The sequence below is a fragment of the Chryseobacterium sp. KACC 21268 genome (genome assembly GCA_028736075.1).
In the GTDB taxonomy this organism is placed as follows: domain Bacteria; phylum Bacteroidota; class Bacteroidia; order Flavobacteriales; family Weeksellaceae; genus Epilithonimonas.
This window is the reverse complement of sequence record CP117875.1, coordinates 2,267,836-2,291,067: the sequence shown is the minus strand read 5'-3', so window position 1 is coordinate 2,291,067 and position 23,232 is coordinate 2,267,836. Positions and strand designations below refer to the sequence as shown.

General features: G+C 38.3%; 22 protein-coding genes and 1 pseudogene. 7 read left to right on the top strand and 16 right to left on the bottom strand.

Annotation, left to right across the window (positions count from 1 at the left end):
- Positions 1-8 precede the first annotated feature (8 nt).
- Positions 9-3,065: a DNA polymerase III subunit alpha gene (gene dnaE, locus PQ459_10605; protein ID WDF45346.1), complete on the top strand. Its 3,057-nt coding sequence runs from the start codon at positions 9-11 to the stop codon at positions 3,063-3,065.
- 138 nt (positions 3,066-3,203) lie between these two features.
- On the opposite strand, the gene PQ459_10600 is transcribed toward dnaE, so the two are convergent.
- Entirely contained in the window at positions 3,204-4,016 is an 813-nt protein-coding gene (locus PQ459_10600; GenBank protein ID WDF45345.1) for an SDR family oxidoreductase, read from the bottom strand.
- A gap of 80 nt (positions 4,017-4,096) precedes the next feature.
- Positions 4,097-4,993: a helix-turn-helix domain-containing protein gene (locus PQ459_10595; protein WDF45344.1), complete on the bottom strand. Its 897-nt coding sequence runs from the start codon at positions 4,991-4,993 to the stop codon at positions 4,097-4,099.
- A gap of 219 nt (positions 4,994-5,212) precedes the next feature.
- Here PQ459_10595 and PQ459_10590 point away from each other — a divergent pair.
- Positions 5,213-5,380: pseudogene (locus PQ459_10590) on the top strand (Crp/Fnr family transcriptional regulator).
- 72 nt (positions 5,381-5,452) lie between these two features.
- Here the strand turns inward: PQ459_10590 and PQ459_10585 are convergent.
- Genes PQ459_10585 through PQ459_10575 form a run of 3 tightly spaced genes read right to left on the bottom strand, consistent with a single transcriptional unit; the run spans position 5,453 to position 7,405 of the window.
- Positions 5,453-6,367, bottom strand: coding sequence for a helix-turn-helix transcriptional regulator (locus PQ459_10585; GenBank protein WDF45343.1), 915 nt, complete (start codon positions 6,365-6,367; stop codon positions 5,453-5,455).
- Positions 6,367-6,636 carry an Atu4866 domain-containing protein gene (locus PQ459_10580; protein WDF45342.1) on the bottom strand — a complete coding sequence of 90 codons (270 nt, stop codon included), beginning with the start codon at positions 6,634-6,636 and terminating at the stop codon, positions 6,367-6,369. The genes PQ459_10585 and PQ459_10580 overlap by 1 nt, the downstream gene beginning before the upstream one ends.
- A 25-nt stretch (positions 6,637-6,661) precedes the next feature.
- Complete coding sequence (locus PQ459_10575) at positions 6,662-7,405, bottom strand: SDR family oxidoreductase (GenBank protein WDF45341.1); 744 nt, start codon at positions 7,403-7,405, stop codon at positions 6,662-6,664.
- An 845-nt stretch (positions 7,406-8,250) separates the two neighbouring features.
- On the opposite strand from PQ459_10575, the gene PQ459_10570 reads away from it, so the two are divergent.
- Positions 8,251-8,436 (top strand): hypothetical protein, encoded by a 186-nt coding sequence (locus PQ459_10570; GenBank protein ID WDF45340.1) that lies wholly within the window; start codon positions 8,251-8,253, stop codon positions 8,434-8,436.
- Positions 8,437-8,798: 362 nt separating this feature from the next.
- On the opposite strand, the gene PQ459_10565 is transcribed toward PQ459_10570, so the two are convergent.
- The 8 genes from PQ459_10565 to PQ459_10530 form a co-directional block, all read right to left on the bottom strand.
- Positions 8,799-9,215, bottom strand: a complete 417-nt coding sequence (locus PQ459_10565; GenBank protein ID WDF45339.1) for a pyridoxamine 5'-phosphate oxidase family protein — start codon at positions 9,213-9,215, stop codon at positions 8,799-8,801.
- Between the two features lie 355 nt (positions 9,216-9,570).
- Positions 9,571-10,464, bottom strand: a complete 894-nt coding sequence (locus tag PQ459_10560) for an NAD(P)H-binding protein (GenBank protein ID WDF45338.1) — start codon at positions 10,462-10,464, stop codon at positions 9,571-9,573.
- 100 nt (positions 10,465-10,564) lie between these two features.
- Positions 10,565-11,518 (bottom strand): NADP-dependent oxidoreductase, encoded by a 954-nt coding sequence (locus PQ459_10555; GenBank protein WDF45337.1) that lies wholly within the window; start codon positions 11,516-11,518, stop codon positions 10,565-10,567.
- A gap of 171 nt (positions 11,519-11,689) precedes the next feature.
- Positions 11,690-12,412 (bottom strand): AraC family transcriptional regulator, encoded by a 723-nt coding sequence (locus PQ459_10550; GenBank protein WDF45336.1) that lies wholly within the window; start codon positions 12,410-12,412, stop codon positions 11,690-11,692.
- A gap of 20 nt (positions 12,413-12,432) precedes the next feature.
- Entirely contained in the window at positions 12,433-13,344 is a 912-nt protein-coding gene (locus tag PQ459_10545) for a helix-turn-helix transcriptional regulator (GenBank protein WDF45335.1), read from the bottom strand.
- Between the two features lie 68 nt (positions 13,345-13,412).
- Entirely contained in the window at positions 13,413-14,150 is a 738-nt protein-coding gene (locus PQ459_10540) for an SDR family oxidoreductase (GenBank protein ID WDF45334.1), read from the bottom strand.
- Positions 14,151-14,154: 4 nt separating this feature from the next.
- Entirely contained in the window at positions 14,155-15,060 is a 906-nt protein-coding gene (locus PQ459_10535) for an NAD(P)H-binding protein (protein WDF45333.1), read from the bottom strand.
- 315 nt (positions 15,061-15,375) lie between these two features.
- A complete protein-coding gene (locus PQ459_10530; GenBank protein WDF45332.1) occupies positions 15,376-15,837 on the bottom strand; it encodes a PA2169 family four-helix-bundle protein in 462 nt (153 codons plus the stop codon).
- A 520-nt stretch (positions 15,838-16,357) separates the two neighbouring features.
- On the opposite strand from PQ459_10530, the gene PQ459_10525 reads away from it, so the two are divergent.
- The 4 genes from PQ459_10525 to PQ459_10510 all read left to right on the top strand — a co-directional run bounded on the left by PQ459_10525 (position 16,358) and on the right by PQ459_10510 (position 19,723).
- Complete coding sequence (locus PQ459_10525; protein WDF45331.1) at positions 16,358-16,921, top strand: Crp/Fnr family transcriptional regulator; 564 nt, start codon at positions 16,358-16,360, stop codon at positions 16,919-16,921.
- A 70-nt stretch (positions 16,922-16,991) separates the two neighbouring features.
- Complete coding sequence (locus PQ459_10520) at positions 16,992-17,921, top strand: alpha/beta hydrolase (protein WDF45330.1); 930 nt, start codon at positions 16,992-16,994, stop codon at positions 17,919-17,921.
- Between the two features lie 12 nt (positions 17,922-17,933).
- Positions 17,934-18,830, top strand: a complete 897-nt coding sequence (locus PQ459_10515; GenBank protein ID WDF45329.1) for an NmrA family NAD(P)-binding protein — start codon at positions 17,934-17,936, stop codon at positions 18,828-18,830.
- 401 nt (positions 18,831-19,231) lie between these two features.
- A complete protein-coding gene (locus PQ459_10510; protein WDF45328.1) occupies positions 19,232-19,723 on the top strand; it encodes a photosystem reaction center subunit H in 492 nt (163 codons plus the stop codon).
- 287 nt (positions 19,724-20,010) lie between these two features.
- On the opposite strand, the gene PQ459_10505 is transcribed toward PQ459_10510, so the two are convergent.
- The 3 genes from PQ459_10505 to PQ459_10495 all read right to left on the bottom strand — a co-directional run bounded on the left by PQ459_10505 (position 20,011) and on the right by PQ459_10495 (position 23,131).
- Entirely contained in the window at positions 20,011-20,313 is a 303-nt protein-coding gene (locus PQ459_10505) for a sigma factor (GenBank protein WDF45327.1), read from the bottom strand.
- A 537-nt stretch (positions 20,314-20,850) separates the two neighbouring features.
- Positions 20,851-21,309, bottom strand: a complete 459-nt coding sequence (locus tag PQ459_10500; GenBank protein WDF45326.1) for a DUF305 domain-containing protein — start codon at positions 21,307-21,309, stop codon at positions 20,851-20,853.
- An 85-nt stretch (positions 21,310-21,394) separates the two neighbouring features.
- On the bottom strand, positions 21,395-23,131 hold the full coding sequence (locus tag PQ459_10495) for an APC family permease (GenBank protein ID WDF45325.1): 1,737 nt from the start codon (positions 23,129-23,131) through the stop codon (positions 21,395-21,397).
- Between the last annotated feature and the right edge of the window lie 101 nt (positions 23,132-23,232).

The following is a 23,232-nucleotide window of genomic DNA, read 5'->3' as shown; positions in this document are numbered from 1 at the left end:
ATAGCATTATGTTTCTCAATTGCCATTCTTATCACAGCCTTCGTTACGGCACCATTTCCATTGAGGATCTGGTACGCAAGGCTGTGGATCTGAATATCAGAACACTGGCCTTGACAGACATCAATACGGTGACCGGGATCTATGATTTTTATAAGCTCTGTGAGGAGAATCATATCAAGCCAATTGTAGGCGTTGATGTCCGTGTCGAAAATGAACAATATTACATTTGTCTTGCTAGAAATGCTAAAGGTATTGCGGAGACGAACCGGCTTTTGACAGATCATAACTGTGAAGGAACTGAGATCCCTAAAACGAATCCTTCCCTTGAAAATACTTTTATCATCTATCCTTTGGAGAATATTCCTGAGTGTTTATCAGAACATGAGTTCATCGGTATAAGACAGGATGAATTGAATCTTCTGGTAAGGCCTGAGCTGAAAAAATTGATCGATAAGATGGTCATTCTGCATCCGGTAACCTTTGATGGAACTGAAGAATATGAGCTGCACAAGATCTTAAGGGCGATCGATGGAAACACTTTGATCAGCAAGCTCACAGAAAATGACCATTGTCATAGTACAGAGACGTTTGTTGATAAGAAAAAGCTTTTAAGTGCTTATAAACTTTATCCCCAGATCATTGAAAACACAAAATACCTGGTCAACAGCTGTAGTTTTGATTTTGACTTTTCCACGCCCAAGAACAAGAAGCATTTTACAGATAGCAGGGAAAATGATTTTAAACTGTTAAAAGAATTAGCTTACGAAGGTCTTGAAAGAAGATATCCTGACGGTGATCCTGATGCCAAGGCAAGGGTTGAAAAAGAATTGGGCGTTATTGATCAATTGAATTTCTGCGGGTATTTTCTGATCACCTGGGACATCATCCAATACAGCAACCGGATGGGATTCATGCACGTCGGGCGTGGAAGTGGTGCCAATTCCATTGTCAGTTACTGTATTGGAATTACAGACATATGCCCTTTGGAACTGGATCTCTATTTTGAGCGTTTTTTAAATCTTAACCGGAAGACTCCGCCCGACTTTGACATTGACTGGAGCTGGCAGACCCGGGATACCATCCTTGAGTATATCTTCGAAAGATACGGCAAAGACCACGTTGCCTTTTGCGGAACGAATGTCGAATTCAAATACAAATCTATATTCAGGGAGGTTGGAAAAGCATTTGGGCTTCCTAAAGAGGAGCTTGATATCCTGGCTGGCAAACCGATGGACCAGCATGATGATAACTCGGTGTTCAGGGCAGTCCATCATTACGGGAAAATGCTGGAGAAATATCCCAATCAGAGAAGCATGCATTCCTGCGGGATACTGATCTCAGAGGAACCTATCACCCATTATTCTGCATTGGAGATGCCACCCAAGGGATTCGCTATTGTACAGTTTGATATGCATACTGCGGAAGCTATTGGTCTTGAAAAGTTCGATATTCTTTCCCAGAGAGGTCTGGGAACGATCAAAGATACGGTCGACCTCATCCGGGAAAAGAGAGGCATCACAGTAGATATCAAGGACACTACCCTGTCGAAAAATGAGCCCAGGTGCAATGAATTCCTGAGCATAGGCAAAACAATAGGATGCTTTTACATCGAGAGCCCGGCCATGCGCGGATTATTGAGAAGACTGAAATGCGAGAACTATAAGGTTCTTGTCGCAGCCTCCTCTATTATACGCCCGGGTGTAGCGCAGAGCGGCATGATGAGGGAATATATCTTCAGGCACAATAATCCTGACAAGTTCGAGTATTTCCACGAGGTCTTTGAAAAAGAACTGGGGGAAACTTATGGTATTATGGTCTATCAAGAAGATGTGATCAAGATCGCATTGCACTTCGGCGGCCTGTCCGCCCCTGATGGGGATGTTCTCAGAAGAGCAATGAGCGGTAAAGGTCGTTCTCTGTCAGCTCTTCAAAAAGTAAAGGACCATTTCTTTGAATCGTGTAAGGAATTGGGGCATCCGGAACAATTGTCCAAAGAAGTCTACAGGCAGATCGAATCGTTCGCAGGCTATTCATTTTGCAAGGCGCATTCAGCCTCCTACGCTGTGGAAAGCTATCAGAGCTTGTACCTGAAAGTATACTATCCCATCGAGTTTATGGTCTGTGCCATCAATAATGGTGGTGGCTTCTACCGGACAGAGGTGTATGTCCATGAGGCCAGGATGTCAGGTGCCACTATCAACAACCCTTGTGTCAACCTGAGTGAATTGCAGACCACGGTCTATGGGACCGACGTTTATCTGGGATTGATGCATATTGAAAAACTGGAAGGAAGGATCGCACAGATGATCCCGGAAGAAAGAAAAAATAACGGTGATTATACTTCATTGGAAAATTTTGTAAAAAGGATCCCCATCGGTATTGAAAACCTGCAGGTCCTGATATTTATCGGTGCTTTCCGTTTTACCGGAAAACAAAAGCATGAATTGCTCATAGAGACCAGGTTTCTGATGGCAGGAAACAGACCGGACAATATGCAGCTGACTTTACTTGACGAGCCTAAAAAAGAATATCAGCTGCCTAAAATAGAAAGAAATCCATTTGAAGATGCTTTTGACGAGATTGAGATCTTGGGATTTCCTGTATCCTTCAGTCCTTTCGATCTCTTACAGACCAGATATCGTGGAACGGTCATGTCTAAAGATCTTACCAAATATCATAAGCAGCAGGTGAAAATGCTGGCCTATCTGATTTCCAGAAAACACGTTCCTACAAAAAGAGGAGCCATGTTTTTCGGAACATGGATCGATGCGGAAGGCGACTATTTTGATACTGCCCATTTTCCAAACTGTTTGGAACAATATCCTTTTCAAGGTGGTGGCTGTTATCTATTGTTGGGAACGGTAGAAGTCGATTTCCATTTTCCCACGATCACTATTCACAAAATGGCTAAAATGCCATTCATTCCGGATCCAAGATATTCCATGGATCAAAACAAATCATTAGAGACAGCGGGAACATTAAAAGAAGATATAAGTATGACACAAAGGCAACCCTATCCGCAAGAGCAGGAAATCAATTTACCAAGGCATAAAATGGAATTGTAAATTCAACAAATATCTGATTTTATAAAACTTTAAATATTAGCTGTTATTCTGGTCGGTCTTTTCTTTTGTGACCACAGCATACTCATAATGAAAAAAGGCTTTTCCAGCCTTTTTGTTCGATTGTTTTGTTATGAATAATTATGATCCGAAAAATGCTTTATCCAGGTCTTGATGAAATGCTTCTGCCCCCAATTCTAAACGCTTGTCATAATCACCATTTGCAACAGCACCAACCAAGTAACGCAACTGGTTTTTTCCGTCTGTGGCAGCTTCATATATCACTTCTGAAACAGTTTCCGCAGGAGCAAGACCATTGATGACCTCGTCGCTGAAAAATGCTTTTTTGAAGCCATCGAAGAAATCATCATACGCCGGATGCTCGGGAATAACCAATGAACGTCCTACAAAATCTGTTTTGGTAGGTCCAGGCTGCACTGTCTTTATTTGAATACCCAAACGGTTTAATTCAAACGCCATACTTTCTGTCCAGCCTTCAATAGCCCATTTTGTAGCATGATATAACGAAAAGAATGGATAAGCGACCAAACCACCAATCGATGAAATTGAAATAAACACACCCCCTTTGTTTTCTCTGAAATGCGGAATAAATTCCTTTGTCAAACGGATAACGCCCACAAGATTGGTATTTACAACCTGTTCTATTTCTTTGTCTGTCGTGCCTTCCAGCGCACCCACAGTCCCGTAACCTGCATTATTCAAAACCACGTCAATATTTCCCAAAGCAATAGCCTTTTCAACTGTTGATTTTATTTGTTCAACATTTGTAACATCCAACGAAAGCAATGTAATATTGTCGTATTCCCCTAAATCCGTTACTGTTTGTGGGTTTCGCATTGTTGCAATTACTTTCCAACCCTTATTTGCAAAATAAATTGCTGTTGATTTTCCTATGCCCGATGAAGCACCTGTAATAAAAATTGTTTTTGCCATTGTACTATATTTTGATGTTGCAAACTTAGGGTTAGAACTACCTTATTTTTTAACAAAAATCAATCACATTGTTACAAAAATCAATCAAGACGAAAACGTCTTGGTGTTATACCCGTATGTTTTTTGAAGAAATTATTGAAATGTGTATTTTCTTTAAAGCCTAATGCAAAAGCAATTTCAGAGATATCTTTTTTAGTATGCTTCAAAAGGATTTTTGCTTCAACTAAAATTCGTTCATGGACAATGGCAGAAGTTGATTTATTCAAAACTTCCTGTAAAGCTTTGTTCAAATGATTGACGTGAATAGATAATTTTCCCGCATAATCTGCCGGGGAACGTAAAGGCAATGCTCCGACATCTTCAACAAGAAACTGACGTTCCAATAATTCTAAAAATTGCGTGGTAATTTTTTGAGAAGCATTATTATAAAGTTGAGAATTTGGCTTAATAGGTTGCAGTTTTTCTGCATTATACAAAAGCTCAAAAACCATGATCCGCATTTTGTCATATTTATGCAGGTGTTCAGATGTCCACTCCGTTAGCATTTCATCAAATAATTTATTTGCCCATGCAGCCTGTATATCCGTCAATTCAATTATTGGATAACTTTCGGGCTGAAAAACAGAATAGTCTTTCGGATTGCCGAAATGATGAAAAAAACGCTCTGTAAAAACACACGAAAATCCATTTTGCTCGTTTCCTATTTGCTCCCAATTATAGGGGATTTGGGGATTTGCAAAAAGCAACGCCTGTTTTTTGATCTCAATGGTCTTATCAGAAAAGTGCACTTTATTTTCCCCTTGTATCAAGCTTATTTTAAAATAACCTCTGCGGCTGTAAGGAATAGGTTTAATACTGCATCCTAACAGATCATTAAAAGCAAACACATTAAAATGCCCGATTTCATTTTGCAAACTTATTGGAATGGACTTGAAACGTTCTGTATAAAAATCTTCTAATGATTCTACATTATTCATATTTCAAAGGTACAAAATTCAAATAATTGAATTTTGTACAGACATAATTAATAAACTAAAAAAACAGATGTTTCATAACATCTTCTTTGTATTCAATATCGGATTGTTTTTCTTCTTTCATCTGAACAAAAATATGCTCTTAAAAAAAGCAACTCTATCTCAAGGGAGTTTATGAACAGAATACCCTCTGATTAAGATAAAAGCCAAGGATTAGCTGATAAAGTCAATAAAATCAGTGTAATGATGACACAGGATGTGAAAGAATCCTATCTTTCCTTTCTTGAAAAATTCCCTCAACTTGCTAACCGCATTCCACTTTCTTATTTAGCATCCTATTTGGGAATTACACAATCTTCGTTGAGCAGAATCAGGAAAAATATTCGTTAGTTCACCCTTGCCTCTTTTTTATCTTCAGACACGGAAGATTAAATGAACGAAAAGTTCATTCTTATTAATCCTTTAATTGAAATGACTCCTGAATTCCGAAGGCGATTGACTGGTCTTGGCCTTGAAAAGCTTGCTGAATGATTGTGGATGTTCAAAACCTAGGTCATAAGCGATCGCACTAACTGGAAGCTGTGTCGTACTCAATCGTTCTTTGGCCAGTTCAATCAGTTTGTTTTGTATATGTTGTTGGGTATTTTGCTTCGTATACATCCTTAGAATGCTCCCCAGGTAATTGGCGGAAACATTGAGCTCTGCTGCAATGGTCGTCACTGATGGAATTCCATTTTGTAGAGATTCACCATCATAAAAATAATTGGAAAGCACTTGTTCAAATTTATTTAATAATTCTACGTTGGTTTTCTTTCGTGTTATAAACTGTCTTTCATAAAAACGCTCGGCGTAGATGAGAAGCATTTCCAATTGGGCAATGATCAGCTCATGGCTGAATTTGTCCATGTTTGACCGGTATTCATTCTCAATTTTGCGTAGGATATCAACAATTACGCTTTCCTCTTTATCTGATAGAAAAAGAGCCTCATTGGCGGCATATTGGAAGAAGTCATAGCTTTTGACCTTATTAGACAAATTTGTATTATCAAGAAAATCAGGGTGAATGAGCAATAACCAACCTGTTGGCTCGACCTTTGCGTCCGGGTTTATCTCAATTTTCAAAAACTGCATCGGGGCCACAAAAGTGAGGATCCCGGAATTAAAATCATAGGCCTGCTGACCATAGTTGAATTTGGCATTAACATTCCGCTTTAAACCAATGGAATAAAAATTTTGCACCCACTGTAACTCTATTTTATTGGCAGGGTAACATACCTTGCTGTAATCAATAAGGCTGACCAAAGGGTGTTCTGGACCCGAGAGATTACAAAATTTGTGAAATTCGTCTATTGAATTAAAGCGGAATGTCTTTTCCATCATGCTAAATTATTATTATTTTCTTTGTAAAAGACCATTCCTCCGTGATAAAGGATGCCATCTATGAATTCACCGTCTGCAGTAAAACCAGTATCATCTTTATAGACGATATGATTGCGGCAAATATGATAATGACCTTGATAGGCACTTTTCTGTTTTCCCCTGGCTTCGTCATACCTGTTTTTTGCCAAGAGCTCGTGGCAGATGTGGCCATCATCGGTTACCCACATCCCAATATATTCTTTATTCTCTTCAATGTTGCCGCTCATAAGTGTTTCTTTTTTTAATTAACATTTACAGAGCTTTTTGAGCTGTAGGTCTCACCACTATTTCATTCACATCCACGTCAGAAGGTTGAGAAATAGCGAATGCTACAGCTTTGGCAATAGCCTCACCAGAGATCAGGTCTTTCCTAAACATTTCTACTGCCATCTTTTTCAATTCCGGGTCCGAAATAGTATTTGGTAATTCTGATTCCGTAGCACCAGGTGCAACCAGCGCTACACGTATGTTTCTGCTCACTTCCTGACGTAATCCATCCGATATGGCCCTTACGGCAAACTTGGTTGCACTATAGACAGTAGAAGTCGGGCCAACCCATCTGTCACCAACTGAGGTGATATTAATGAACTGTCCGCTATCCTTCGACTCAAAGATAGGTAATGCGGCTGCAATTCCATGCAGGACACCTTTGACATTGACGTCGATCATTCTATGCCACTCATCAATTTTGTACTTGTTGATCATAGACAAAGGCATCAGCCCTGCATTGTTAACAAAAACGTCCAGCGTGCCAAACCTCTCGACAGCAAACTTCACAAAAGAAGAAACATCGTCAGGTTCAGTAACGTCCAGCGCTCTATAGTCCACCTGATAACCATTTTGTGCAAGGGATTTGGTGATCTTTTCCAGATTATCAATTCTCCTTGCTCCTAAAATTACTTTGGCACCTAGTGAAGCGAGATGTCTGGCAATTGCCTCACCAATACCACTGCTAGCGCCAGTAACAGCCACTACTTTCCCTTTTACATTTTCCATTTTGATAATTTATAATATTAAAAAATTCTGTTACAAAGATGGTCAACATCAAACCTATAGACGTATCTCAATTGGTTTATTACGTGTTCAAATCGTGGATATAGGAACATTGGAAGATTGATCTCTAGCTGCAGTCTTCAATCGTTATATTTTGGAATAAATCTTAAATTAAAAAAGCGTCGAAATATTAATTGTATCGTGGTTGACTTTTTAAGTCTTATTCGTTATACAAGTCAGATCGCATAAAGAGCGATTTGTGGATAAAAAGTCTTTTACCAAGGTGGTTTACCTCTTTATCCTGACAAACTGAGATCATAGCAGCAGCTTAACATCTGTTATTTTTTCAACCTAAAAACGAAAAAATGGAAGAAAACCAGATTTTAAAACTATACTGACGCACCTTTTAATTGAAGAAGGTGGTATTGTAACATCTGTGTCTTCAGTTTTCAGAATGGCAATCAAATTTCCAGATGACAACCAAAATATATTTGGTATTAAACAATTGTAGAAACAGATACTGTACTTCCAGAAGACACTTTAAGCGCAGAAATTGCGGACGTTCTGTTATCTCTGATTAGGGATACCCAAGAAGATTTCTTCTATGCAATGACAAAGGATTATATTTGATATAGGAAATCAGGAAGTCACAAAGGGATTATCGTACGTTGAAATGTATTTATTTAAATTCAGGTATATAAAATATGATCTAGACTCTCTCAATTAATTAAGATTTTTAACCTCATAATTGAAAATAAATGCATACAGATGCAAAGAAAAAAGCCTTTTAAAATTGTAACAAAAAAGTATAACTCACAACTTATATCCATAGTTTTAAAAATGAAAAAATGAAAAGAACAACAAGAAGAAATGGGCTCATTTTAATGATAGTTGGAACGTTTACAATCGCAACGTCACAAATAATCACCCATTTTGTAAAATTACCGGACTTAGCCCAAGGTTTGTTCATCGGAATCGGAATTGGTCTTTTACTACTGTCATTAATTTTGCTGAATTTTAGAACTTCAAAGTAAAAAGCACAGGTGATGGAAGTTTTTATTCTAATACTGCAATAAAAGTCTATGGAAATCTAAACAGGATTGGCATTAAATATGAATGATCTAGAACCTTAATCTATAAATTTATTTACAATGGGAATTAAGCCAGGTCCAAAAAAGACAGCGGAGTCAACAGGTAAATTAGACCAACGCCAGAGAGATAATAAGGAGACTCCAAAAAACAAAACCGCTTTGAAACCTCATCACCATAAAAAAGGTGATTAGATAAAGCATATTAAAATTTTAATTTCATAACAAATCCCGACGAATGTCGGGATTTGTGTTATTCAATAGGTTGATTCTCTACTCCATTTCAGTTCATGACTAGTAACCTACGACTATGCAGTGTACTCGCCTTCATCCTCTTTGTGCCAGAATCGCACCTTGCTGGCGCGCACTTTGATCAGACAGATGCCGGGAGTATCGATGCCTTCCGGAAACCATTGGTCAAGGCCGTCGACCCATTTTTCTTTAAGTGTGTCCTTATCCTTTATAATTTCACCGGTACCGGTACATTCGATAAATAACATGTCATCAGTCTGGTAAATAAGATTGACATGATGATTGTTCAAGATCTGGTCGACCTTATGGCTGTCCTCATAGGAAAAGAACCAGGAGTCACCGTCATACTCAACTTTACCATTATTGCTCATAGGCCTTGAATGGGAGACCTGTTTTCCGTCCTGCGTGACCATCATACAGAAATCGAGGTTCTTCATTCTTTCTGCAATGGTTTTCAATGATGCTTTTTTCATAATACTAATATTTTGGTTTAGTGGTGATCAAATCCTGAGTTCAAAAATATCAAGGAAACTGATCTACTTTACCAGCACAGACCAAAATCCATACCGATACATGATGTCTGGTGCGTCAGCATTCGTTATCAAAATAATATGCTTCAATTAATACTATCCATTACGACCGGGTTCAAAATTATTGTCGCATCTTTTCTGTAATATTGTTTGGCAATTCAATTTCCTAAATTGTAAGAGCGTTTTAATCAGTATATTTAAGTTAGCTGTTTTTAAATATAAATCATCTGTCAAAATGATAAGCCCAACCGATCCACAACCATCAGATTTTTTTCAATTCGTATTGAATGGTTATGGATTATTGATGATAAGCCGTAGTATATACTTCTTTGGCAAATTCTTCAGCGGTGGTGGAAGTCGTTGAATTTTTATCCCTTTTCTCATAGTTGAAGATCCCTTCCTTGATGCCTGTTGCCATTTCCAGCAAATTGTCTACAAAATCTTCTGTAAAGCCATTGCCCAAAAATATCTCTTTTGCCTGCTCCAAGGGAATCTGAACATATGGCAGCTCCGGATTACCGATGGCATTCCCGATGATCGAGGTAAATTCTCTCATGGTATAATTCCGGGGCCCCATTACCGGGTGGATGCTCTTGCCTGTAAAGTCAAGGTTGGCGAGATGGTGTGCTGCAATCTTTGCTACATCTTTTGTAGCGACCATCGGAATAGAATGATCCCCATCCGCAGCGGTCCCGTTGATCCCTTTAGTTTTGACAAGCTGTATAGTTCTCAAAAAGTTTTCCATAAAATAAGCGGAGCGGATATGCAGCACATTGACATCTTCCAATTGATTCAGTCTGACCTCCTGCTCTCCGGTGCCGCCCATCATCCCGTTTCCTTCATGCATATGAGAACCCAGGCTGCTCATATTGACAATATATTTGATTCCTGACCTTTCAATGGCCTCTATGAAATTCCCTGTTACCTTTCTTTGATATGCTCTTGCATTTTCAGCTTTCACATTATCAGGTAAGATCAGGAAGGCTGTGTCTGCATTTTTGAACGCAGCGGTGAGCATATCAACATCATTCACATCGCCTTTAACGATCTCTGCGCCCAAACTGCGCAATTGTCCAAGCTTTTCTATGCTTCTTGCAAAAATGGCTACTTGATGACCTTGGTTTAAAAGGATCTCTGCTACTTTGCTTCCAACTGTTCCTGTTGCGCCCAGAATTACGATTCTTTTTTTCATTGTTTTAAAATTTAATTGATTATTGATATGACAAAGTTGCGATAATCAGTATCTTACAACTTGTATCAGATTACTGTTTTGGTGTATTTAATTACGTCGATTATGCATTATCATTGATCTCTATAACGACTTTCCCCACATATCCGCCTTGTTCTGCATATTGATAGGCTTCACGAAACTGCGTAAAAGGAAATACTGTATTGATCACGATATCAAGGCCTTTGCTTACTGCATCCAGCAAAACTTCCGTGTACCGGGATTCCGGATTTGAAAGAAGCACTATATGCTTTTTTGAGGTAAAAAGATTTGCTAAAAGCGCCAGAGGAATTTCCACAGGTTGCGGCGTAGGGTTAATAAATATGGATTTGGGCTTCATCATTTTTTTCGCAGTGGTATATCCCATTTTGCCAGACAGGTCAACGACAATATCGTAGGTATTTTTTTGTGAAAGCATATGGCCTTTGGTATAATCGATCACTTCAGCGGCTCCCCATTTTTTCGCATATTCTGCTCCTTTAGTACTGGTTACCGCAGTGATATGAGCTCCCCGCTGCTTAAGCAACTGAAGCAGGATCATTCCGAATCCACCAGTAGCACCATTAATAAGAATCCTGCTCTCAGGATTTACTTTTCCCATTTTTTCAACAGCGGTTACGGCGGCCGTCCCGACAACAGGAAGAGAAGCTGCCTGTGCAAAGCTCAATGCTTCAGGCTTTTTCCAGATCAAAGATGCCGGAACGGCAACATATTCTGCTGATGCTCCCTCTTTCATCAGGTTTTTCACCACACCAAACACTTCGTCTCCGACGCTATGACTATTAACGGACGATCCTGTCTCTTCAATGATCCCTGCAAAATCAGCTCCCGTATTCTTGGGGAATCTGGAACCTGACATCAGCTTCATCTCCCCTTTTCTGATCTTCCAGTCCATAGGGTTGATGGAGAATGCTTTTATTTTAACCAGTACCTGATCTGATGTTATGGCAGGTTTTGGTTGTTCCAGCATTTGTAGTACTTCCTTGGTCCCGAATTTTTGATAGGCTATTGCTTTCATGATTTGAATTTTTATTTGTTCATTTTGATAAGACAAAGTTGCGGAGAATGAGATGCATAAACTTGTATCAAATCACTGTTTTAACAAATGAGCTGTATAAACTCCAGCAATAAAAAAGGGTATCAACACTAATGTCAATACCCTTATACGAGGATGTCTTTATAATTTTCTTCAGTAAATCTGTATGAGATCGCTGCTGAATTTCAAAGCTTTGGGCGGCATTCCGAACATCTCATACATGTATTTGTTGAGCTGGGGAAGGTCATAGAAACCGGTATCATAAGCAATATCGGTGAGACTTCTCTCTTTATCGGTTAGCGTGAGGTAGATCGCCTGTCGCAGTCTCGTCCATAAAAGGTATTTTGAAAGGCTGCTGCCGGTCTGCTGCTTAAAAAGAGAGGCCAGACGTGACGGAGACAGAAAAACGATATCCGCAAAGGTCTTCGGCGTGATATCCGATCTGAAATAATGGTTTTTGATATACTCCACAATCTTGGTGACCCTTTCATCAAAGCCGGTAGCCGGTAATTTAGAGACCAGTGCGTCAATGATGATGTTGACATCAAGATTGTTTTCAGGAATATTAAATAACAGATTGGTCTCTACGGGCGTATGGAAAACGATGTAGTCTTCATTGCCTTTGAAACTGCCTGATAATTCAAGACCGACTGTAGAGTAAGGCTCAATATTCAAAACGTTCAAGGTCCCATTATCTGCCGCACAAAAATGTTTGACATGCGGTTTGATCAGAAACCCGTGAATCCCTTCATACAAAACGCCGTTGATCGTAGAGTTAAAACGAGAATCATTGGACAGCACGATCTGGTAAGCAGAATGATGATGGATCTCAACCGTTAGATTTCGTGCCTGAAGACCTAGGATAAATTGGTTCATTATTACTTTTTATAAATGATCTAATTGAATGAATGTCTGAATTCCAGGGGAGTCTGATTGGTTTTGCTCTTGAATAAACGGGTAAAAGACTGCGGATAATCAAACCCCATGTGATAGGCGATCTCAGAGACCGACAGATCAGTGGTGGACAAAATTCCCTTTGCGGTCTCAATAAACCTGTTATGAATATGCTGTTGTGTGTTAAGCCCTGTTAACGAACGAAGCATATCACTTAGGTAGCTTGCCGAGATATGTAACTGATCGGCCAGGTTCTGTACTGTGGGCAAACCCTTCTGCAATTCCTCATCATCGTTAAAATAAAATTCCAAAACTTTCTCAAATTTCTCGACAAGATGGTCATTCACCGCTTTATATGTGATAAACTGCCGTTTATAATAGCGGCTGCTGTAATTCAGGAGAAGTTCGATCTGCGAGATGACTACATCCTGGCTGAAGTCATCTGTTCTGCTTTTGAGTTCCTCATCAATGATCTTAAACACTGAAAATAAGGTCTCCTTTTCTTTTTCCGATAACTGCAGCGCTTCATCCGTTGAATAGGAAAAAAATCCGTATTGCTTAATCTTCTTTGCCAATGGATAGGATAGCAGAAAGTCAGGATGGAGCAGGATAAGGAAACCTTTGCTTTTGTTATTTCTGGGTTTTTCAAAAACCTGCCCCGGAGCCGTAAATACCAGGCCGCCTTCACCAAAATCATAATGATGTTGGCCATATTTAGCACTGCCGATTGTATCTTTATAAGCAATCTTGTAAAAATCCAGGACCAGATTTTCCGACAGTTCTTCTATCGGCAACGTCATATCTTCCAGACTGATGAAGCTGACCAGCGGGTGCTCGGGTTTCGGTAATCCGAACATCCTATGGAATTCAGACAACGACAGAAATTTATGGGGATGATGTTGTTTGCTTTTCATTTTTATGACTTAATGATAATTATGAAATAAAATTTTCAAATGTTGACAATGTAAAATTAAGGAATAAATTACCAAGGTGTTTCTCCGGTCTCAGGATTATATTCCTCACTGATGAATTTTCCGGTCGGTCCTTCCTGAGTGATCATTGCATATTTGGCAAGCCTTTTTCCGCCTTCTTCCGCCGTTCCGGTACCTCTGTGACCATTAAAATCTGTAGCGACGAATCCCGGACATACTGCATTGACTTTAAACGGAGTATCCCGGAGTTCATAGGCCAGATTAATGGTATACATATTCATAGCGGCTTTTGAAGCAGTATAGACAGCGCCTTTATGACTGTAGTAGATCCAGCCAGGATCAGAATGCAATGTCAGAGAACAACCGCTGGAGGATACATTAACGATTCTCGGCTCCTCAGATCTTCCCAACATATCCATGAATGTCTGGGTCACTCTGATGACACCATAAAGATTGGTATCCATTACATTTTGAAAAGCCTCTACCGGCGCTTCAAGTGCAGCCTGCGGCATTCCACCGTTAATTCCTGCATTGTTGATGAGCACATCCAATATATTTACCTGTTCGCCGATCTCTTTTCTAGCATTTTCTATGGAAATGATGTCCGTCACGTCCAACCGGATGGCTTTGGTATTTTGAAAACCTGCGTCTTTAAGTTGCTTTACGGCAGATTCACCATTCTCTATATTCCGGCTTCCTATAAATACAAAATACCCGTTTTCTAAAAGCTGTTTGGCAGTTTCAAATCCTATTCCTTTATTAGCTCCTGTTATTAATGCTGTTTTCATCATATTATCTGTTGTTATAGACTTGGGCAAATTCTTTCGCAAAATCCTTTAATTTTATATGGCCCAATTCCGGCTTGTGAGTATAAAAATCTTCATAAAGGCTTCCGTCACCCTGCGCTTTTTGCATAGCCACCAGTCCTTTGGCAATCCATTCGTTGATTCCTGCAGAAAGCATTTGATGCAATAATTCTTCGCCCGTGATCACTTTCCATTCCAAATCAGGATCGTCGATAGACTGTCCTAATGCCGCTGCAATTTCATTGGGAGAAACCTCATCGCTGGCGATATAATGAACCGTTCTTCCGATGAAGGGTTTTTCCATTTCATTTGCAATGGTCGCTGCAATATCATACGGTGAAACCCAGGGTTCTTTCTGTTCTCCCCCATAGCTCTGAATAATTTTACCCTGAGATTGTAGTGTTGGAATCCAGCGATAGATATTACTGAAGAATCCCACCGGGCGCATAAACTTTATAGAAAACTCTTCAGGAAGCGTCCGTAAGATTTGCTCAACATAATAGTGAACTAAAAGACTTCCGTTGCCCTTATCAGAGTGTGCACCGATACTGCTCAAGTGAATGATCTTTTTGACACCGGACCGCTGAACAGCTGTGACATAATTTCCGGCTATTTTTTTGAATTCAGCCAGAAAATCAATTTCCTTATTGAAAAGGCTTCCAATGCCTTCCCACGCTTCCATCAAATAAACAGCATCAGCGCCTTTGAATGTTCCCGTTAAAAACTCTGCATCCTGAATGCTTCCTATGGCTGCTACAGCGCCCAGACTTTCTATTTCAGGTATTCTTTCCTTTTTACTGCTGATCACGGTAACTTGATGGCCCTCATTAACCAATAATTTTGTAAGTGGTTTTCCGATGTTCCCTAAAGAACCAGTTAATATTAATTTCATTTCGTTAATTTTATAAATACAAAGTTGGGCTAACCATTACACATATATTTAACCGAATCGTGGTAATACTTAACTAAATTGCGAAACCTTCTTATGCGAATATAATTCTATCTCCAAAATCCATAACTATCAAATCTGTTATCCTACTTCTGAAGTGCTTATAAGAAAAATGAAGACTCGTGTAATGTTGATCGATAGGTGATTGAAATACCATCACTATACGAAATTGAATAAAAACCATCGAATACCGATGCATGGGATCTGAAAGACAAAAAAAAGCCGTCTCATATTGATATGGACAGCCTTTTAAAATTTTTACTGCTGTTTCGCACTATCACGAAGAGCTTTGATCTTATCGTGGGAGGAACGAAGTGACTGCTGTTGGTTTCGAAGAAGCACTTTAGTTTCTTCCATCACATCTGCATCTTCAATGGCAGAATTATAAGCTTTTTGAGCAGCATCTTCCCCTGCCTCGCAATTACTGAGAACAGAAGCTCGGTCGCCGCCGGAAAAAGCAGCTCTTACATCCATCCAAGCACGGTACAATTTCCCGGAAGTAGTTGTTCCACCATCAGTAGATCCTCCATAGGAGACCACTTTACTTTCAAGCTCAGATCTGTATGTCCTGCTTTCACTGATCATTTCGGAGAAAAGTGATTTCAGATCACTATTTTCGCCATCTTGCAATTCTTCAATTGCTTTTTCATAGCCTTCGATTCTGTCGTTGTTGATCTTAATGAGGTCGTTCATAGCCTCGATACACGCATTGTGACTCATAATTTTATATTTATTGATTTGATTATAGTTATTTTACAAAGACTGTTCCAGAATAAGATCTAATTATCAAAATCTAATTATAATGGTATAGTTAGACTCTTTGAACATTAATACTAATCATTACGCTACCTTCCACTTTATAGAAATCTGAGTATAATTACCATCAACGACCGTAAATTACCATAAGTCCGGAAAGATTTCATCTCACAATCAAAAGAAAGGACATTCTAACGATTTTCCTAATAACAATGTCACTTCCGTCCACAAAATCTTTATATTATCTTGGTAGAGCAATAATGATACAATGACATAATGATACAAATGGTATCAATGACAAAGTAGAAAGAAAAGATGTTAAAACTGCAAATTTTATTTAGATTTTGTAGATTATCTTTGTTAAGCCGTCTCTGATCTATGGAGTATTCAAGGGTTTGTAAGATTTCAGAAAAAATGGTATCATATTTTAAAAAAAACTTAACCTTTCAATGTCTTTAGTAATTGATATATTAAAAAAAACTTAATGGAGAAATTTGTAAAATTTATAAAAAAAATGGTCGGTATTGATGAAACTGAACTTCAGATCGTGCTCTCTAAATGCAGGAGAAAAAATGTTAGCAAAGGAACACTTGTCCTAAAAAAAGGACAGGTCGCCCAACAGTATTTTTTTATTATTTCAGGAGGACTGCGTTTCTATTATGAAGGCGAGAACGGGGAAAATACAACGTGGGTTGTTTTTGAAGATGAATTTTTTACTGAAATTTCGAGCCTTAACCCCCAGAAACCAACAAGGTTTAACATCAGCGCAGTGGAAGATACGGAACTCGTCGTGATCGATAGAAAAGATATGGAATTTCTTTATGCACACGTACCTGTATGGCATGAGTTCAGCAGGAAGATATGGGAAGAAACATCAGTTCGTATGATCGATCAGATCCTGAAGTTTCAGACCCTTACTGCGGAAGAGCGATATCTGGAATTCATGACCAGCACAGAGATGCTAAAAAAGATACCGGTCAAACAGCTGGCAAGTGTTTTAGGGATCACCCCTAATGCTCTGAGCAGAATACGAAAAAACATCAGATAAAGTATTTACTACCAGATGGTAGATTTATGTACAAAAAGACGATTTATCTTTGTGTTAAATAAAAATCGACATGAACGAAGATTCAAATAGTACGGCAGAAAAGTATGCTGATGACGAACTGATCAAGCATCTCCCCGGCTTCGAAAACAAATACACCACTGTAAATGGTATTGGACTACATTATGTTGAAGGTGGCAGTGGCAAACCACTCATATGCCTGCCCGGATGGCCACAAACGTGGTATTCACTACAACCCGTTGCGATGCAGCTTGCAAAAGAATACCGTGTTATTATAGTTGACCTGAGAGGCATGGGAACATCAGAAAAACCGCAGTCAGGTTATGATAAAAAAATGATGGCGACCGACATTCAACAGCTGGTTTTACAATTAGGTCTTGAAAAAGTCAGCTTGATGGGCCACGACATTGGAGGGATGGTGGCTATGAGTTTCGCCTTTAACTTCCCTGAACACACTGAAAAACTGATTGTTCTTGACGGATCACACCCGAGTGAAGGAATGTATCAAATGCCACTGATTCCCTCTCCGGGAACTTTCAATGAAAAAATGGATAACGAAATGCCCTATGCCTGGTGGATGGGATTCAATCAGGTGAAAGGTCTGCCGGAACAACTGTTGGAAGGCAGGTCTCATTTACTGCAGGAGTGGCTTTTCAATTACGTAATGATCGATGAAACCAAAATGACAGAGCTTGAAAGAGCGGTCTATGCTGCAGCATACAATGACAAGGAAAGCATAAGGGCGTCCAATGCCTGGTATCAAAGCTTCAATCAGGACATTGAGGATTCCAAGTATTATCAGCCATTGCAGATGCCGGTTTTAGGAATTGGAAGTTACATTAGCTACAATTATATGAATTATGGATTGCCGTTTGTTGCAACTGATCTTAAAGTCGTTGGAATTATGGACAGCGGGCATTATTTATTTGAAGAAAAACCACAGGAAGTGCTCAATCTTGTACTACCCTTTTTAGCATCATAAAAAAAAAGAAACATGAAAAAAACAATTTTAGTTGCCGGTGCAACAGGTAATTTAGGAAACAGGATCTGCAGAGAACTACTTCAGCGAGGAGCCACAGTTAAAGCAATTGTCCGCGAATCCACTGATATGGATAAAATAGAAATTCTTGAAGAAATGGGAGTCGAGGTTAAGATCATTGACTTAAATAACGTTGATGCGATAGCTGCGGAATCTGTCAATGTTGACTGTGTCGTTTCTGCACTTGCAGGTTTAGGAGATGTCATTATTGACGCTCAAAAAAAGATCTTGGACGGCGCGGTCAAAGCCGGTGTAACCAGATTTATCCCATCAGATTTTTGTACTGACTACAATGACCTTCCGGAGGGCGATAACAGAAATTTCGATCTGAGAAAAACCTTTAAAAAATATATCGACCAGTCTCCTGTCCAGGCTTCATCTGTATTCAACGGTTGTTTTGCGGATATTTTGAAGTACAATACACCGATCCTCAATCTGAAGGAAAAAAGTATCGGATATTGGGGTGATAAAGCTGATTGGAAATTGGATTTTACCACAATGGATGACACAGCAGCATTTACAGCGGAAGTTGCTTTAGATGATTCTGCCCCAAGAGATCTTCAGATCTCCAGTTTTCAGATCACTCCTAATATGATCTTTGATGATGTTAAAGAAATTACCGGACAAGAATTCAAATTACACCAGGTCGCTTCATTAGAAGATTTCGCAGAATACATCAGGAAGCAGAGAGCAGAAGATCCGACCGGTGAAAACGAACTCTACGCAAAGTTTCAACAGGGACAGTATATGTACTCGATGTTTAAGACGCAGCACAATGATTTAGCAACTGAACGTTATAATGGAATCTTATGGACTTCAGGCATTGATTATTTAAAGACGTTTTTAAAATAGGAATCCCCTAAAGATATTGGTTTGCCAGCTATGAGAATCTTAACCTTTTTTACTGCTGGTAAAACATCATTCTTATTTTACTCGCTACTTAACAATTTCGCCAGACAATAACGAAATCAAATTCTAAAAAACACTGAGGCAGGTAATCGTTCTCAACTACTTCTTCTGACACGGTTCTCTTCTCTGACATATGAACAGAATAATTATTGATCACATCATGAGCGATCTCCATATCTATCTTAATAAGCACTCAAGTTAAAATGATCTCAATGGAGATGAGTTTAAAAATATGCTAAATTGGTATCAATCCACATCTCACTTTTCCCTCAGATTGACATCCAGATACAATTAAATGGTGTAGGAATCGTAAAGATCGCTGCAATAAATTCCTGAAAATGTTTATGGAAAATAAAAAAAATAATATTTATTATCTCCACGAATTACCTGATTACAAAATTGCAGATGGCTATCCAGATATAAGGAATTGGAAAGTGTATGACAATGAAGAGTTATGTATTGGAAAGGTTGACAAATTAATTTTTAATAAGAATATGCAACAGGTGGCCTATCTTAATGTTGAAGCTGATTCGTCAATACTTGATTTAGCAAAATTACTTTCCAATAGCGACGATAGTGAAATAATTAATAAAGATAGTGATAGGAACCTGATCATACCCATAGGATTGGTAAGATTAGACAAAGATTCTAATAAGGTATATACCAAAGATATTGATCACTCTACTTTTGCGACGAGCATTTTAAATGGGAAAAATGAGGTTATCGAACGTAGCCACGAGTTAAAGATATTGGAAAATTTTAAAAAATCTCACGAGAACTATCCCGAAGGTGATGAACTTTACGAACGTGGTGAGTTCAAACGATTCGAATATTAAAATTTTCATTTATTTAACTTATAATTTGTTCAGTGATAGATAAAGATTTTAAATTTTTATCTACGCCAAACCCATCAGTTGGTAAATAGATGCAAGGCTGATGATTTCATTTATAAACCCCTTGACATTGATTTCCTTCTAAACGTGTCAAAAAATTACCGGATAATCCTACTTGTGTAAAAGCAATTCTACCTCCTTTAAACTAAACATCTCTGTTCTTATGATTATGACCCATTTGAATAAACAAATAACACTTTATTTCATCATAGATATGAGCACAATAGAAATTAGGTTTTAAATACAAAATTTAAATTTAAATCATCAAAATTATTGTCTTGTGAATTGAAAAGAATATTTTGCGAATTAGAAAATTCTCTCACCTCTGACATCAGATTTTTTATCATCCAGGTATTCATTGAAACATTTTTATCTTTCAGATCGATAGATCTCCAAGCATTTACAAATGTATTTTGCACTAACTCCTGTGCATATTCTTTGGATCCGGTTGTCCGCAGTGCAAGACCATATAAAATTGGGGAATATTGAGAATATAAATATTCGAACGCATTAAAATCATTATTACTTATCATTTCACACAATCTTTTGCAACAATAATCTTTATGTATTTTTTGATTTTTACGCATCCTTTGTACTTATTTTTATGGTTCAATAAATATTCAGCTAATGAACTTTTAATAAAATAAGATTAAAAGGATATAAAAGTCCTGAAAAAATTTATAAAGTATATTATAATCCGTTTTCTTAATTTTTTTCTCAAGTATCTATTAGATATTTGTTTTATACAAATTGTATGCTAAGAGTAAAAAAGTACTACACTTTTATTGCCGTCTATTTCTTTTTTATAATTATTAAATAGAAGCAAAGCAATTGAATAATTAAAACTGAAGATCAAAAAATTTAGAGAATCAGAATATCTTGATGCAAGATTTCAAATTGTTATCCTGTAATTATTAGGCTTGACTTGAGAGTTATATTTTTAAATAAATAAACACGATTTTCCCATCATTGCTATCAATAAAATTGTTGTGATCATCAGATTTGCGGGTTAAAAAGATGACGTGCACTCAAAAACATCTGACAAATAATTAAAATGAGTTTTTAAAGTTTTACTTTAATCTCTTTAAAATCGATTTCATTTGATTGATTTCTCTTTCCTGTGATTTTATGATACTATCTGAAAGTTTGCGAAGCTCGGGATCTTTTATGTTGGCATTTTTACTGGTCATTATCGCAGAAGAATGATGGGGTATCATTGCCTTCATATATTGAACATCGCTTATAAAAGCCTGGCTTCGCAAGGATGTAATTGCGAAGGTGAAAATTGAGATGGATACTAAAATTATAACGAGATTCAGTTTTCTATTGGTATACATTTTTCGCATGATCACCAGCATTAATAACGCCATCGGACTGACCATTAGCAATGTCATATAGGTGCGTGTGTAACTCAGATAGATGTGATCAAATTGGTCAACATTAAAAAACATGACCACGTACATAATAAAAAAAGATACGATAAGCATTAAAGCCATTTTTTTATATGACGATCCATTTGTATTTTCCATAAGCTCATTTTTAAATTTAAAGTAATTTACGATTTTTTCACTGAAAAGAGCCGATTTTTCTAAATTTCGTCCAGAGAAAACATTATCATAATATTAATCTGACACCTCCTAGCTCATCAACCCTGTAGCTGAACTTTTCACCGGGGCTGCTGATGAACATAAAATTCTTGGGAATTCCCCATTTGAAGCTAAGATCTTCGACCAATGCCGGCGTAAAGTCGCCAACTATTGTAATATATTCCATATCAACTTCTGGATAGGCTCTGTCAAGGGTATCGAAATCGGCAAGAAATTTCGCATCAGGTCTTTGTTCCTGATTCAGAACGGTTACAATCTTCATCTTATTGGTCACTTCATTTTCGTGAAGATACATCATAACCTTATTGAGTGTAGCAATGTCATCACCTTTGGAAAAGAAAACGAAATCCTGCTCATAAAGCTTTTTAAGGCTACGATGCAAAGACCTTTGCCTTGTCAAGGTATATTTTTTATAATTCTTGGAAAGTGATTCCAAGAGATTCACAATAAAATGAAGGATATCCTTTCGTAATAGCATTGCCAGAATAATAAGCACCGAAGGGATAAAATACTGAAGGAATGTTATAAGATATTGAGGCTTTGTGATCACATTCCCATATAGAGCGACCAGAATCGCGGCCAAAGCGATCACCACGACACCGGGTCTGGCATATTCCGGCCTCGGAAGTCGCGACCTTCTGAGTTTGAGGAGAATGTTACCTAAAGCAAATGACGCCATTACCGTTAAAAAAGATAAAGCATATACTGCAGCCAAAGGTGCCAACTGACCTCTTGTGACAATTAATACGGAGAAACACAAAAGAAAGAAAAGAATCAGAATTCTATAGGTGCTTCCTCGTTTATTCTCTTTAAGAAAATAATTAGGTAAGATCCTGTCCAATGTCATTCTTTTGATAAGACCATTAACCCCCACAAAAGAGGTCAGAACGGCACCGCTCAAAACGGAGACCGCATTGATGGATATGATCGTAGCCAACCATTTACCTCCAGTCAAAGTCCCTATATAACTTAGAAATGAATTTTGATGTGACTCAACTGAGGAGATTGGGATTATACAGATCACAAGAAATGCGATCAGGGGATTGAGAACAGATACTGCGATCCACATGTTTCGTAATGTCTTCGCAAATACTCCTCTTTCCTGCTCTTCAACAAAATTAGAAGAACTTTCGAAACCGGAGATCCCAAGCATTGCCGCAGAAAAACCAAAAAAGATCGCCATAACGATGCTGCCGTTCCTGGCAGGAAGATGGAAGTTGTCTATCAACACCGAGAAGCCATTCTGCCAGACAAAGAACAGACAAGACCCTATCAACAATGTCATTGTTGCGAGGTGGAACAAGAAAATGACAAGTGCCACAACAGCACTTTCTGAAATCCCCAAAATAGTAAGTCCTAAAAATATCAGCAGCAATACAAATGTGGCGATATTGACATTAAAATAAGGTGCGATATGATGAAGGTAGTGCATTGCTTCGCTCGAAGAGATGACTGCAGTTGCCATATATGATAAAATGGTAAGACATGCTGCCACAGAAGCATTGCTTTTCGAAGTGGTATTGAGAAGAACATTGTAGGCACCGCCATTCAAAGGAAGTGCACCGACAACCTCTCCGTAGATCTTCCGGAATAAGAACAGTACAACGGCCACGATCAAAAGAGCGACCCATGCGTATTGACCGGCTGCAACGATAGCCAGGGCTGAAACATAGAGACAAGAAGAAGTGATGTCATTTCCGCAGATCGCAGTCGCATACCATTCACTAAGCTTTTTCGTAGACATTGTATAATATTTATTAAAGTTTTCAGCTATAATATTAAACAAATTAATCTTAAAAAAAGTAAGCTTGTACTGTATTTAACTTTTGAACCGGTCGGGTCTTA